10 protein-coding genes are annotated in these 12,982 nt (G+C 72.1%); 2 read left to right on the top strand and 8 right to left on the bottom strand.

The window, feature by feature from the left end:
- Positions 1-31 precede the first annotated feature (31 nt).
- Both ACIBF7_RS28905 and ACIBF7_RS28900 read left to right on the top strand, forming a co-directional pair.
- On the top strand, positions 32-838 hold the full coding sequence (locus ACIBF7_RS28905; protein WP_187281624.1) for a CDP-alcohol phosphatidyltransferase family protein: 807 nt from the start codon (positions 32-34) through the stop codon (positions 836-838).
- A 21-nt stretch (positions 839-859) separates the two neighbouring features.
- Positions 860-1,906, top strand: coding sequence for a sulfotransferase (locus tag ACIBF7_RS28900; RefSeq protein ID WP_219545158.1), 1,047 nt, complete (start codon positions 860-862; stop codon positions 1,904-1,906).
- 102 nt (positions 1,907-2,008) lie between these two features.
- Here the strand turns inward: ACIBF7_RS28900 and ACIBF7_RS28895 are convergent, their stop codons facing one another.
- The 8 genes from ACIBF7_RS28895 to ACIBF7_RS28860 form a co-directional block, all read right to left on the bottom strand.
- On the bottom strand, positions 2,009-3,073 hold the full coding sequence (locus ACIBF7_RS28895; RefSeq protein ID WP_397198568.1) for a glycosyltransferase: 1,065 nt from the start codon (positions 3,071-3,073) through the stop codon (positions 2,009-2,011).
- Entirely contained in the window at positions 3,070-5,859 is a 2,790-nt protein-coding gene (locus ACIBF7_RS28890; RefSeq protein ID WP_397198567.1) for a CDP-glycerol glycerophosphotransferase family protein, read from the bottom strand. The genes ACIBF7_RS28895 and ACIBF7_RS28890 overlap by 4 nt, the downstream gene beginning before the upstream one ends.
- 87 nt (positions 5,860-5,946) lie before the next feature.
- A complete protein-coding gene (locus ACIBF7_RS28885) occupies positions 5,947-6,642 on the bottom strand; it encodes an SRPBCC family protein (protein ID WP_219545161.1) in 696 nt (231 codons plus the stop codon).
- Between the two features lie 73 nt (positions 6,643-6,715).
- Complete coding sequence (locus ACIBF7_RS28880) at positions 6,716-7,570, bottom strand: xanthine dehydrogenase family protein subunit M (protein WP_148036878.1); 855 nt, start codon at positions 7,568-7,570, stop codon at positions 6,716-6,718.
- On the bottom strand, positions 7,567-9,894 hold the full coding sequence (locus tag ACIBF7_RS28875; protein WP_397198566.1) for a xanthine dehydrogenase family protein molybdopterin-binding subunit: 2,328 nt from the start codon (positions 9,892-9,894) through the stop codon (positions 7,567-7,569). The genes ACIBF7_RS28880 and ACIBF7_RS28875 overlap by 4 nt, the downstream gene beginning before the upstream one ends.
- A complete protein-coding gene (locus ACIBF7_RS28870) occupies positions 9,891-10,373 on the bottom strand; it encodes a (2Fe-2S)-binding protein (RefSeq protein WP_148036880.1) in 483 nt (160 codons plus the stop codon). The genes ACIBF7_RS28875 and ACIBF7_RS28870 overlap by 4 nt, the downstream gene beginning before the upstream one ends.
- A gap of 75 nt (positions 10,374-10,448) precedes the next feature.
- Entirely contained in the window at positions 10,449-10,652 is a 204-nt protein-coding gene (locus ACIBF7_RS28865) for a hypothetical protein (protein WP_148036881.1), read from the bottom strand.
- On the bottom strand, positions 10,642-12,900 hold the full coding sequence (locus tag ACIBF7_RS28860; protein WP_397198565.1) for a PspC domain-containing protein: 2,259 nt from the start codon (positions 12,898-12,900) through the stop codon (positions 10,642-10,644). Before ACIBF7_RS28860 ends, ACIBF7_RS28865 begins: the two co-directional genes overlap by 11 nt.
- Positions 12,901-12,982 lie beyond the last annotated feature (82 nt).

The following is a 12,982-nucleotide window of genomic DNA, read 5'->3' as shown; positions in this document are numbered from 1 at the left end:
CAAACACGGCAGGTCGTCATGCTGTTGGTCCATGAGGACCTATTCGCTCGATGACGTCCACGAGACACGCAAGCGGAGAGACTCCTGGTGGACGGTGTACTTCGTGGACCCGATCGCCTGCCGGGTCGCGCTCGTGGTCGCCAACCGTACCCAGATCACGCCCAACAACCTCACGGTGTTCTCGCTGGTCCTCGGCGCGGCGTCAGCCGTGTGCCTGGCGGCGGGCGAGCTGGCGGCCGGCGCGCTGCTCTTCTACCTGAGCTTCATGATCGACTGTGTCGACGGCAAGATCGCCAGGTTGAAGGGCACGGGGACGCCCTTCGGGCTCTGGCTCGACTACGTCGGCGACCGGGTGCGGGTGGTGCTGTGCGCCGCCGGGCTCGCCTACGGGCAGTACGAGCGCACGGGGGAGGTCGCGTACATCCTGCTCGGCGCCGCCGTGGCCGTGCTCGACCTGTTCAGGTACGTCAACGCGCCGCAGATGAAGCGGGTCCACGCCGCCATCAGGGGGGAGCGGAACGCCGAGGAGGCCCCGCCGGACCTGGTGCCGGCGCCGCGTGAGGAGGACGCCGAGGCGCCCGTGCCGACGGGCTTCCTGCAGCGGCTCAACGCGTTCCTGGCCCGCCACCGGGTGCGATCGCACCTGATCAGCGGGATCGAGTTCCACGCGGCCGTGTTCGTGATCGCGCCCCTGATCGGGGTGGTGGCGCTGATCCCGGTGGCGGCGGCGGCCAGTTTCCTGCTTCTCGCCAACGAGGTCTTCCTGGTTTACCGGATGTGGCTCTTCGCCCGCAGGCATGGAGCCGCTCAGGAGAGCCGAGAGCACGTTCTCGTCTAAGTTTTCGGGGGTTAGTACGAAATGTCTGACAGGCCGGTGTTCGTCATCGGGTGCCCGCGCTCCGGGACCACGATGCTCCAGCTCATGCTCCACTCCCACCCTCGGCTGGCGGTGGCGCCGGAGACGAAGTTCGTCCTTCCCGCCTACTACCGCCGCCGGGTCTTCGGCGACCTGCGGGACGCCGCCCGCCGCCGCCCGCTGGCCGAGTGGATCGCCGGCGACCGCAGCACCAAGTTCCGCGAGCTGAAGATCGCCAAGGCCGACTTCGTCCGCGAGGCCGTGGAAGGGCCGGGCTCGCTCGGCTCCGTCATCGGGACCGCCTTCCGCATGTACGCCGACCGCTTCGACAAGCCCCGCTGGGGCGACAAGCGGCCCAGCTACGTCAAGCACACCGACCTGCTGCTCAGGCTCTTCCCCGACGCCCAGTTCATCCACCTGATCAGGGACGGGCGCGACTGCGTCGCCTCGCTCAAGGAGATGCCCTGGTACACGGCCGACTCCTTCCACGCGATCGCCACCTGGGCCGAGGCGATGGACGCGGGGGAGCGGCTGCGCCGGACGCTGCCCGAGGACACCTACTTCGAGCTGCGGTACGAGGACCTCACCGACGATCCGGAGACCGAGCTCAAGAAGCTCTGCGTGTTCCTGGACGAGGACTTCTCGCCCGCCATGGTCTCGCCGCGCGAGGCGGCCAGCATGGCCGTGCCGGTGCACAAGGTCTGGCACAGCAACACGCACGGCGAGGTCACCCGCAGCAGGGTGGGGAGCTGGGCCAAGCGGCTGGACTCCTGGGAGATCTCGCTGTGCGAGCACGTGTTCGGCGAGCGCCTCGAAGCCAACGGCTACGAGCTGTCCGGCGCGCCCAGCGCGGCCAAGGAGCACGTGGCGGCCTGCAACAAGACGATGGCCAGGCGGCGTACCAGCCGGCTGCGCAAGGGCTTCCGCGACCGCATCAACAGGATGCGCGAGCCCAGCCCCGTGGCGGCCCTGCTCACCAGCGGCCAGCGGGTGCTGGCGGGCGTCCCGCAGCAGCGCAACGAGTCGCCCGAGCTGGCCGAGCACAACTGATCACCGACGGCGCCGGCGCGGGGGCGCGGCGCCGTCAGCGCGGCCGTCGAGCCGCGCGGTCACGAAGGGCCCGCCGGTCACCGCCGGCGGGCCCTGTGTGGTTCAGCGCTCCAGGTGCGCGAACAGGGACTCCCAGCGGTCCAGCACGCGGTCGAGGCGGAAGGCCTCGGCGCGCTCGCGGGCGGCGGCGCCCAGCCGGCGTCGCTCGCGGTCCGATCCGGTGAGCGAGTCCAGCCGCTCCGCCAGCGCGTCCACGTCACCGGGCGGCACGAGCACCGGCCGCGCCGACCGGACCCCGCCCGACACGTCGAACGCCACCGCCGGCACCCCGTGCGCGGCGGACTCCAGCAGCACGATCGGCAGCCCCTCGTGCTCGCTGCTCATCGCCAGGAGCGAAGCCGCGCGGTACTCGGCCGGCATCTCGCCGGCGGGCACCCGCCCGCGGAACACCACCCGGTCCGTCACCCCCTCCCGGGCGGCGTGCGCGCGCAACCGGTCCAGCTCCGCGCCGTCGCCGATCAGGTGCAGCTCCCACGGCGGCGGCGCGCCCGACCGGGCGAAGGCGGTGATCAGCCGGTCGAACCGCTTGACCCCCTCCAACCGTCCCACCCCCAGCACGCGCGGCGCCGAGAGCTCCGGCACCCGGCGGGGCCAGTGCGCCAGCGGGTTCGGCAGCGTCCAGGCGTTGGGCAGCAGGGCCTGCTCCGAGAAGCGCCACGCGTCGTCCTCGCTGAGGAACACCGCCTGCTCCAGCTCCGGGTAGTGCTTCTTGATCGAGCCCAGGTGCCAGCAGCCGCTCGCGTGCTCGTACGAGCCGTGATATTGGCCGATCGCCCGCAGGTGCTCCGGCATCAGCCCGGCCGTCCTGGTGACCACTCCCGGCGAGGTGAGCACCGCGTAGCCGGGGCGCATCGTGCTCAGCAGCTCCCGCAGCCTGCGGCGGGACCGCCGGCGCGCGATCCCGCCCTCCTGCCCCACCGGCGCGCTGCTGACCAGGTGCCGGTGGTAGCGCGGGTGCTCGACGTAGGGGAAGGGCGACGCGGCCCGGTGCAGGCCGATCACGTGCACCTCGTGCCCGCGTCTCGCCAGGCCCTGGGCGAGGGTGTGCGTGACCTGCTGGATGCCGCCGAGCGTGTCGGCGTCCAGACACGCGAAGACGACGTTCATGCCGCGTTCCCCGCGGAATCCGCGTCCGGCGCGGGCCCGGCGCTCGCCGCGTCCGCGGGGGTGCCGGCGTTTCCGGACGGACTCGCGTACCCGGAGGAAGTGACGGGCCGGACGTTCCCGGACGGGCCCGCGTTCCCGGACGGGCTCGCGTCCTTGGAAGGGCTCGCGGCGAAGAAGTCCGTGACGATTCTGGCGGCGGCGTCGCCGTGCTCGTCGGCGCACCACAGCTCGCGGAAGGCCGCGTACCGCGCGGCGTGGGCGGCGTGACCGGCGGGCAGGTCGCGGAGCCGGTCGACGAGTTCCTCCGTGGTGGTCACGCACGGTCCCGGCGCGATGGACGGCAGGTCGTGGTAGACGCCCCGTTCCGTGAGCCGGTACTCGTCCCAGTCGTCGATGAGGAAGAGCATCGGCTTGCCGGTGATCGTGTAGTCGCACATCACGGACGAGTAGTCCGTGAGCAGCGCGTCCGAGACCAGCATCAGGTCGTTGATCTCCGGGTACGTCGCGGCCGGTCGCACGAAGTGGAGCAGGTGCTCGGGCGGCCGGTACCGCTCGACGGGGTGGGTGCGCAGGATGACCACCCACTCGCCGGCCAGCTCCTCGGCCATCAGCTCCAGGTCCGCCCGGACCGAGCGGCCGCTGCTCTTGGCCCGGTCGCGGTACGTGGGCGCGTACAGCAGGACCTTCTTGCCGGCGGGCAGCTCCAGCCGCGTGCGCGGGTCGCCGGCGAACTCGCCCCTGACCAGCGCGTCGCAGCGCGGCGTGCCGTGCCGGTAGACCGGGCCGGTGTAGCCGTTGGACGGGACGAACCGGCGGGAGAACTCGGCGCTGGGCGAGATCAGCGCGTCCCAGCGGGCGACCGCGGCCCGCCACCGCGCGCGCGGCCCGTCGAAGTCGCCGCGCAGGTCGGGCGCGTCGAAGCCGATGGACTTGATGCCCTGCCCGTGCCAGGTCTGCAGGTAGCGGGTGCCGCGCGGTTTGGGGTAGTCCAGCGGGAAGCCGTGGCTGTCCACCCAGTAGCCGGCCCTGGCCAGCGTCCAGACGTACTTCCAGCCGCCGCGCCGGACCCCGCGCGCGCCGGTCGGCGCCTCGCCGCGGCCCTTGGCCACCGACCAGACCACCTCGACGGGCAGGCCGCGCCGGCGCAGCTCCTCGTACAGGGCCCTGGGGCTGCCGGTGCAGCCCTTGCCGACGTCCGACTCGAAGAGCGCGAGGTCGCGGCGCGGCCGCAGCACCTTGATCATCAGCTTGTACACTCGCAGCTTCATCGCCGGGGTGCTGATCCTCCTGATCAGCGCCCGCTTGACCCGTCCGGGCAGCGCCCGCCGCCGGGCGGAGCGTCGCACGCGCAGGTAGGCGGCGTGGCCGTCGCAGCCGACCGTGGCTCCAGGCAGCTCGATCGGCGTCATCTTCGGGTCCACGATGAGCCGGTCGGTGGTGGTGAGGCCGTCGGCGAGCCGGGTGAAGCCGATGCGCGGCTCGCAGGAGCCGTCCGGGGTGAAGGTCACCTCGGTGACGTAGCCGCCGTCGCCGGACGGGTGCGGCCGGAGCGGGACCCGCCGCCCGCCGAGCTTCAGGAACGCCTCCCAGTCCACCGGCAGCACGCCGAAGGGATCGTACGTGCGCACGGTCATCCGCACCCGGCGGCCGTCGCCGGCGATCTCGGTGACCTCGTGCCGCAGCCGCGACGCCGAGAACGGCAGCTCGGCCAGGCGCAGCGGGGTGATGTCCAGGCCGGGTGAGACCGTGGTGCCCCAGTAGGTGCGCCCGCCGAGCTGCACGGCGGCCCGCGGCACGGCCCGCGGCCCGGTCAGGCATCCGGCGGCGACGCGCAGGTCCTCGGCCCGGTCGTCCATGATGAGCCGGCAGCACACCTTGACCAGCGGGTCCACCCGCTCGTACACCTCGGCCGGTATTCCCTCCAGGTACGGGCGGACGACGGCGGCGAACTCCTTGACCCACACCAGGTCCCTGGAGGGTAGCGGGTTGAGGTAGACGCACAGGTCCTGCCGGAGGAAGCGGTGCTGCCGCTCGGGCACCAGATCGGCGGCCCCGTGCCGGCGCAGCGCCTCGTCGCTCAGCCTGGCGGCGGTCACGCGGTGGCGGACGTTGTCCATCTCCTCGATCGACAGCGAGATGGACGAGGCGCCGCGGGCCCGGTGCCAGTGGTAGACCACCCACGGCACGATCGCGAACCGCCGCGCGTGCGCGTACAGCTCGGTGGCGAAGACGTGGTCCTCGTAGTGGATGTCCTCGGGGAAGCGCACCCCGCTCTCGCGCAGGAAGCGCACGTCGTACAGCTTGTTGGTGCTGAACGAGTCCAGGAACAGCTCCGGGTCCTCCCGGATGCCCTCGACCACGCGCCGCCGGGCGAACAGCGTCGGGTAGTACGGGCGCAGCCGCCCGTTCCACTCGTACAGCCGGGAGATCTGGCCGGACACGAAGTCGGCCCCGGTCCGCTCGATCTCGGCCAGCAGGCTCTTGCAGGCGTGCCGGGGCAGCTCGTCGTCGCTGTCGAGGAACATCACGTACGGGGCCGCGGCGGCGTCCAGGCCGTCGTTGCGCGGGGCGCCGCAGCCGCCGCTGTTGCGCTCTCTGCGCAGGTAGCGGACGCGCGGGTCGGACGCCGCCAGCCCGGCCGCGACCTCGGGGGTGTCGTCGGTGCTGGCGTCGTCGGAGATGATCACTTCGAGGTCGCGCAGTGTCTGGCCGAGCACCGAGCGGACCGCTCTGGGCAGCCGGGGGGCGTCGTTGTAGGTGATCACGACAACCGTGCAATCCGCCATGCCTACCCCCCGTGCGTCACGACGTGGGAGTAGGCATTCCCGGCACTTCAGGAGGTACGACCGAATGGCAGTGTTTTTTGCCCAAAATCATCGAATAAGGCGACGAATCACCCAAACAATGACAAGTAGCGCGGCGACTCCGCCCAGCACCGGCGCCAGCCGCTTGAGCAGCGGAGCGCCCGCGATGTCGAGCAGGTCGAGCGCCTCCTCGTCGGGCGTGCGGGACGTGCGCATGGTGCCCGCCGGGTGGGCGTCCTCGCCGGGCGCCGGCACGGCGGCCAGGTGGCGCTCCGCCGGTTCCTCGGCGACGGCCTCCTGCTGCGGCTCCTGCGCGGGCTCGGCGAACAGGTCGGCGAGGTTCGCCGCGAACCGGTCGATGAGCTTCGCCCCGACCTCGGCCATCACCCCGCGGCCGAACTGGGCGGGCCGCCCGGTCACGTTGAACGACGTCTCGACCGTCACGGACGTGGCGCCGTCGACCGGCGTCAGCCGCGCCTTGACCGTCGCGGCGGCGGTCCCGGAGCCGCGCGCCTCCTTGCCCGAGGCCTGGATGGTGAGCGTGTGGGAGTCCTTGTCGACGTCCTCGAACGCGGCCGAACCCCGATAGGTGACGGTGATCGGTCCGACCTTGACCTTCATCCTGCCCGTGAACTGCTGACCCTCGACGCTGTCGAGAGCCGCCCCCGGCAGGCACGGGGCCACTCGCTCGACATCCAGCAGGACCGCCCAGGCCTGCTCGATGGGGACCGGGACCGTGAACTCGTGCTCGAACCGCATCGCCATCGATTCGCTCCTTCCCGCTGCTGCGAGACTACGTGCCGCGGGGGCGCCCCGGAAGAGGGGCGCCCCCGCCTGATCAGGGCGCTCCGGCCGCGGTGCGGACCGCCCGGTGCGTCAGCACCCTGGCCAGATGCCGCCGGTAGTCCGGCTGCGCGTGCAGATCGGCGGGCGGCGAGGTGTCCGCCGCCGCCTCCTCGCACGCCTGCCGGAGCCCGTCACCCAGCTCCAGACCCTCCAGCGCGGTCTCGGCCGCCCGTGCCCGCACCGGTGTCGTCCCCATGTTGGTCAGCCCGATCCTGGCCTCCTGGATCGAGCCGTTGGAGCGCCTGACGGCCGCCGCCACGCCGACGATCGCCCACGCCTGAGCGGTGCGGTGGAACTTCTCGTAGTGGAAGCCCCAGCCGTCGCCCAGTTTCGGGATCTTCACGCCCACCAGGACCTCGCCCTGCCGCAGCGACGACTCCAGATAGTCGACGAAGAAGTCGGCCGCCGGGATCTCCCGCTCGCCCTGCGCCGAACGGGCCACCAGCACGCCCTCCAGCGCCAGCACCACCGCGGGCAGGTCGCCCGCCGGGTCGGCGTGCGCCAGCGACCCGCCGAACGTGCCCCGGTGCCGCACCGCCGGGTCCGCCACCATGGCGGTCGCCAGCGCGAGCAGCGGGGCGCCCGCGGCCACCACGCCGGAGCGCATCACCTCGTCGTGCGTGGTCATCGCGCCGATGAACACGTGGTCGCCGCGGTCGTGCACGCCTGCCAGCTCCGGCAGCCGCGCCACGTCGACCAGCTTCGTCGGGTACGCCAGCCGCAGCCGCAGCAGCGGCAGCAGCGACTGCCCGCCCGCGATCACCTTGGCGTCCTCGTCCGCCGCCAGCTCCTGGCAGGCCTCCGCCAGCGAGCCGGGGCGCACGTAGTCGAACGATGCCGGGATCATGCCCGCCCTCCTTCCAGCGCGCGCCACACCCGCTCGGGCGTGCACGGCATCTGCACGTCCCGCACGCCGTGCGGCCGGAGCGCGTCCACGATGGCGTTGACCACCGCGGGCGTCGAGGCGATGGTGCCCGCCTCGCCGACGCCCTTGGCGCCCAGCGGGTTGCTGGTGGCCGGCGTCTCGGTCCTGTCGGTCACGAAGTCCGGCAGGTCCGCCGCCGACGGCAGCAGGTAGTCGGCCAGCGTGGCGGTGAGCAGGTTGCCCTCCGCGTCGTAGACGGCCTCCTCGTACAGGGCCTGCCCGATGCCCTGCGCGATGCCGCCGTGCACCTGGCCCTCGACGATCAGCGGGTTGACCACCTTCCCCACGTCGTCGACCGCGACGTACGAGCGGATCTTGACGTGTCCGGTCTCCGTGTCCACCTCCACCGCCGTCAGGTGGGTGCCGTGCGGGAAGGAGTAGTTGACCGGGTCGAACGTGGCGTCCGAGTCCAGCCGGGCCTCCGCCCCCTCGGGCAGGTTGTGCGCGGCGAACGCGGCCAGCGCCAGCTCCTGGATCGTCGTCTGGGAGTCGGTGCCCTTCACCTTGAACGCGCCGTCGGCGAAGTCGAGGTCGTCCGGCGAGCACTCCAGGAGGTGCGCGGCCAGCTTGCGTGCCTTCTCGCGCACCTTCTCGCACGCCTGCAGCACCGCGACCCCGCCGACCACCAGCGAGCGCGAGCCGTAGGTGTCCATGCCCTTGTGCGAGATCGCGGTGTCGCCGTGCACCACCGTGACGTCCTCGAACGGGACGCCGAGCGCGTCGGCCGCGATCTGGCTCCACGAGGTCACGTGGCCCTGCCCGTGCGGCGACGTGCCGGTGACGACCTCCACCTTGCCGGTCGGCAGCATCCGCACCGACGCGTGCTCCCAGCCGCCCGCGCCGTAGTTCGCCTCGCCCAGCATCCGCGACGGCGCCAGCCCGCACATCTCGGTGAACGTGCTGACGCCGATGCCGAGCTGCACCGGGTCGCCACGGTCACGCCGGTCGGCCTGTTCGGCGCGCAGCTTGTCGTAGCCGAACAACTGCAGCGCCTTGTCGGTCGCCGCCTCGTAGTTCCCGGAGTCGTAGGTCAGGCCCGCGATCGTGGTGTACGGGAACTCCTCGTGCTTGATCCAGTTGCGCCGCCGCACCTCGATCGGGTCGAGCCGCAGCTCCGCCGCGAGCTCGTCCATGATCCGCTCGATCGCGAACGTGGCCTCGGGACGGCCCGCGCCCCGGTAGGCGTCCGTCGGCATCTTGGTGGTGAACACGCCCTTGCAGGCGAACTCGTACGCGTCCATCTTGTAGATGCCGTTGAACATGGTCGCGCCGAGCATCGGGACGCCCGGGGTGACCAGCATCAGGTACGCGCCCATGTCGGCGAGCAGGTCGACCTGGAGCCCGCGGATGCGGCCGTCGGCGTCGGCCGCGAGCCTGATGTGCTGGAGCTGGCCGCGCCCCTGGTGGACGGCCAGGTTGCCCTCGGTGCGCGACTCGGCCCACTTGACGGGCTTGCCCAGCTTCCGGCAGAGCAGCAAGCAGAGCACCTCTTCGGCGGTGACCTGCAGCTTGGTGCCGAACCCGCCGCCGACGTCCGGCGCGATCACGCGGAGCTGGTGCTCGGGGACGCCGGTGACCATGGCCAGCATCACCCGCAGCACGTGCGGGATCTGCGTGGACGTCCACATCGTGAACGTGTCGCCGTCGGTGGAGACCAGCACCGCCCTGGGCTCCATGGCCGCGCCGATCAGGCGCTGCTGCACGTACGTCCGGTCGATGACCACCGGGGCGTCCCTGAAGGCCGCGTCGAGGTCACCCGAGGTGATCTTGACGGAGAACGCCTGGTTGCCCGTCTCGTGCACCTTCGGGCTGTCCGGCGAGAGCGCCGCCTCCAGGTCGATCACCGGCGGCAGCGGCTCGTAGTCGACCTCGATCGCCTCCAGTGCGTCGGCCGCCTTGAACCGGTCGGTGGCGACCACGCAGGCCACGATCTCGCCCGTGTACCGCACCTCCGTCACCGCCATCGGCGGGTGCTCGGGGATGACGATGTCGTCCGACACCGGCCACGCGCACGGCAGGCTGCCCTGCTCGCCGGCGACGTCCTGGCCGGCGAACACCGCGACCACGCCGGGCAGCTCGCGCGCCGCCGACACGTCCACCCCGGTGATCCGCGCGTGCGCCATCGGGCTGCGCAGGAAGGCCACGTGCAGCATCCCCGGCTGCTGCAGGTTGTCCGTCCACCGCGTGCGCCCGGTCAGCAGCCGGGCGTCCTCCTTGCGCCTTCTCGCCTTGCCCACCTCGGTCATGACGACTTCACCGCCTGACCCATCTCCTGGGCGCCCCGTTTCACCGCTCTGACGATGTTGCAGTAGCCGGTGCACCGGCAGAGGTTGCCTTCGAGCCCTTCCCTGATGGCCTCCTCCGACGGGTCCGGAGTGTCTCTCACCAGGTCGATCGCGGCCATGACCATGCCTGGCGTGCAGAATCCGCACTGCAGCGCGTGTTCCTCGTGGAAGGCCCGCTGCATCGGGTGCAGCGACCCGTTCGCGGCCAGGCCCTCGATGGTGACGATGTCGGAGCCGTCGGCCTGCACCGCGAGCACCGAGCAGCTCTTGACGGTCTTGCCGTCGAGCATCACGGTGCAGGCGCCGCAGTTGCTGGTGTCGCAGCCGGCGGGGGTGCCGGTCTTGCCCAGCCGTTCTCTTAGTAGGTGAACGAGAAGAAGTCGCGGTTCGACGTCCTCCTCGTAGGCGATTCCGTCCACTTTGACGGATATCCGGGGCATACGTCCTCCCTCACAGGAGCAGGGGAAAGGCGGACAAGGCCAACGTATGCCCGTATTTGTCTCGGTAGTCAAGGGTTACTTACCACGAATAACCCTCGCCAGGATCGCCACCAGCCCCGCGAAGCCCAGGCCCGTCACCAGCACAGGCAACAGGACCAGCGGATCCGTGATCGACCGCGTCATGATCAGGATGCCCAGCACGACGAACAGGGTCCCGCTCAGCAGCGCCATCCAGTCGGTCCTGTGCAGGCGCCGCGGCCGGTCGACGTCACGCGGCACGCCGCACCTCCAGGTCTCCGACGCCGCCCCGGATGTGCAGCACGATCGTGGCCGGCTCGCCCTCGGGCGCGACCTCAGGCTCCATCACCCTGTCCAGCCGGACCTCCAGGCCGCCCCGGAGCGACTGGTCGACCTGGATGTCGCCGACCTTGTTGGTCGCGTGCACCTCCACCCGCGCGTCGGGCGGCACCACCACGTCCAGCGTCCCCACCGAGACCGCGGCCCGCACCTCGACCGTCGACCCCGGCTTCAGCGCGAGCTTCGACAGGTCCAGTTCGCCGTCTCCCACGCCCACGTCGAACACCTGGCGCGTCTCCTCCACCGTGAGGGGCTGCCACACGGCCGACCCCACCTTCGCCGGGAGCCCGCCGAACATCAGCCCGACGCCGATCAGCAGCGCCACCGTGGTGCCCGCGGCCACCAGCCCGGCGCCCTTGCCCCACCAGGCGGCGATCAGCAGCCCGGCCCCGATGGTGACGAGCACCGCGCCGCCGACGATCGTGGGCTGCACGCCCGAAGGCGATGCCGCCTGCACGGCCACGAGGATCCCTCCAATGATGGTTGCCAGCAGGATGGTGATGGCGCCGATGAACGACTTCGGCCGTTTCTGCCGCTTCGGCAGCGGCACCCCGTACAGCGCGGGGTCGTACGGCGAGTAACCTCCGCCGCGCTTGGCCGGGTCCAGCGGCTGGTACGGCCCGTGCGGCGCGAACGGCTCCCCGTACGAGCCGTACCGGGTCTCCCGGTGACCGGCGAGCGGCCGATACGCGGGCATCTCCCGCGTCTCACCCGCCGCGAACACCGACTCCTCCTGCACCCCATACGACCGAACCCGATCCCCCTCGGCCCCTTCGCCGGTCGCGGATTCGGCCCTGGAACCGGCCCCGGACCCGATCCCGGCCCCTTCCTCGGTCCCGGACCTGGACCCGATCCCGGTGCCTTCGTCGGTCCCGGTCCCGGCCTGGTCGCCGATCCTCGTACCGGGCTGATCGGTCCTCTCGCCTGTACCGGCCTCCGCCCGGAAGCCGGCCCCCGCCGGCTCCTGTCCCGGCGCACCCTGCCGCGGCAGATCAACGGCGGGCCGCGCCACCGTCTCATCGCCCCGGCCCTCCTGCGCCCGGTCGCCCTCGGCGGCCGGGTCCGTCCCCGCGTCGGCGTAAGCAGCGGCGTGTGCGGCTGCGGCGGGCGGCGCGGTCGCCTCGTCCCGCCCCGTTTCGGGCCACCCCGCCGCGTCGGGTGAAATGCTCGTGGGTGACGCCGCCTGGTCCCGCCCCGCTTCGGGTCGGCCGTCCTGCGCGGGCGACTCTGTTGCGTCGGGTGAGATGCTCGTGGGTGACGCCGCCTGGTCCCGCCCCGCTTCGGGTCGGCCGTCCTGCGCGGGCGACTCTGTTGCGTCGGGTGAGATGCTCGTGGGCGGTGCCGCCTGGTCCCGTACCGTTTCGGGCCGGCCGTCGGGCGTTGCCGCCGTGCCGGGGGAGGTGGCGGTCGCCTCGTCCTGGCTCCGTTCCGTCCGGTCGGCGTCTGCGGACGTCTTCGGCGAGACGCTGGCGTGGACCGCGGCGGGTCCGGCGCCGGTGAGCGGCACGGCACGAGGGCCCTTGCCGGGCTCGGGCGCCGCGTCAGCCGCCGGGTGGGAGGTCTCTTCCCGCGTACCGTTCTCGTCCGTACGGCGGGGCTGGTCCGGGGGGCCTCCGGCGCGGGACCCCGGGGGCCGGTGACCCATCGGAGGAGTCGCCTGCGCGTACGGAGGCACGCGGGGGGTCTCCTGGTACCCGTCCAGGTCCATCGCCCGGGGCCGCCGGTTGAGGCGTTCGGGCATCGAGCGCACCAGCCCCAGCAGGTCGACCCCGTGCGCGTGCGCCGCCAGCAGCGCGACGGCCAGGAACAGCCCCGCCACCAGCGTCCCGGTGTCCAGCCACACGGTCGACAGGTTGATGCCCAGCCCGAGCGCCAGCACCGCCGTCAGCAACGCCATCACCGTGTCGGCGTCGAAGTCGCGGTGGGTCCACTGCTCGATGAGCCCCGGCCGCCCACTGGGCTCCTTCATCAGCAGAAAAGCCGCGATGTACAGAAACAGCCCGATACCGGACCCGAACAGCAGGATCACGAACCCCACGCGGAACACCACGGGGTCGATGCCGGTGTGCCTGCCGAGCCCGGCGCACACCCCCATGAGGAATCGTCCCTCGCTGCTGCGGCGCAGCACGCTCGGGGGCGCGGCCGGTTCCCTGGGCGGTGCTTCTGTCATGGAACCATCGTGACCCACCCCCGAGGGGGCACGCATCGGGGAGACCCCTGACCCGACCCGGGGGTTGTTCCCTGATGCCCCC

The organism is Nonomuraea sp. NPDC050478, from assembly GCF_044458265.1.
Lineage (GTDB): Bacteria > Actinomycetota > Actinomycetes > Streptosporangiales > Streptosporangiaceae > Nonomuraea > Nonomuraea ferruginea.
Note: the sequence above shows the minus strand (reverse complement) of the source record. Positions and strands in the feature narration are given on the sequence as shown.

Coding starts and splice junctions, on each gene's coding strand:
- ACIBF7_RS28905 (WP_187281624.1), top strand. CDS start 32: ATGAGGACCTATTCGCTCGATGACGTCCACGAGACACGCAAGCGGAGA.
- ACIBF7_RS28900 (WP_219545158.1), top strand. CDS start 860: ATGTCTGACAGGCCGGTGTTCGTCATCGGGTGCCCGCGCTCCGGGACC.
- ACIBF7_RS28895 (WP_397198568.1), bottom strand. CDS start 3,073: ATGAACGTCGTCTTCGCGTGTCTGGACGCCGACACGCTCGGCGGCATC.
- ACIBF7_RS28890 (WP_397198567.1), bottom strand. CDS start 5,859: ATGGCGGATTGCACGGTTGTCGTGATCACCTACAACGACGCCCCCCGG.
- ACIBF7_RS28885 (WP_219545161.1), bottom strand. CDS start 6,642: ATGGCGATGCGGTTCGAGCACGAGTTCACGGTCCCGGTCCCCATCGAG.
- ACIBF7_RS28880 (WP_148036878.1), bottom strand. CDS start 7,570: ATGATCCCGGCATCGTTCGACTACGTGCGCCCCGGCTCGCTGGCGGAG.
- ACIBF7_RS28875 (WP_397198566.1), bottom strand. CDS start 9,894: ATGACCGAGGTGGGCAAGGCGAGAAGGCGCAAGGAGGACGCCCGGCTG.
- ACIBF7_RS28870 (WP_148036880.1), bottom strand. CDS start 10,373: ATGCCCCGGATATCCGTCAAAGTGGACGGAATCGCCTACGAGGAGGAC.
- ACIBF7_RS28860 (WP_397198565.1), bottom strand. CDS start 12,900: ATGACAGAAGCACCGCCCAGGGAACCGGCCGCGCCCCCGAGCGTGCTG.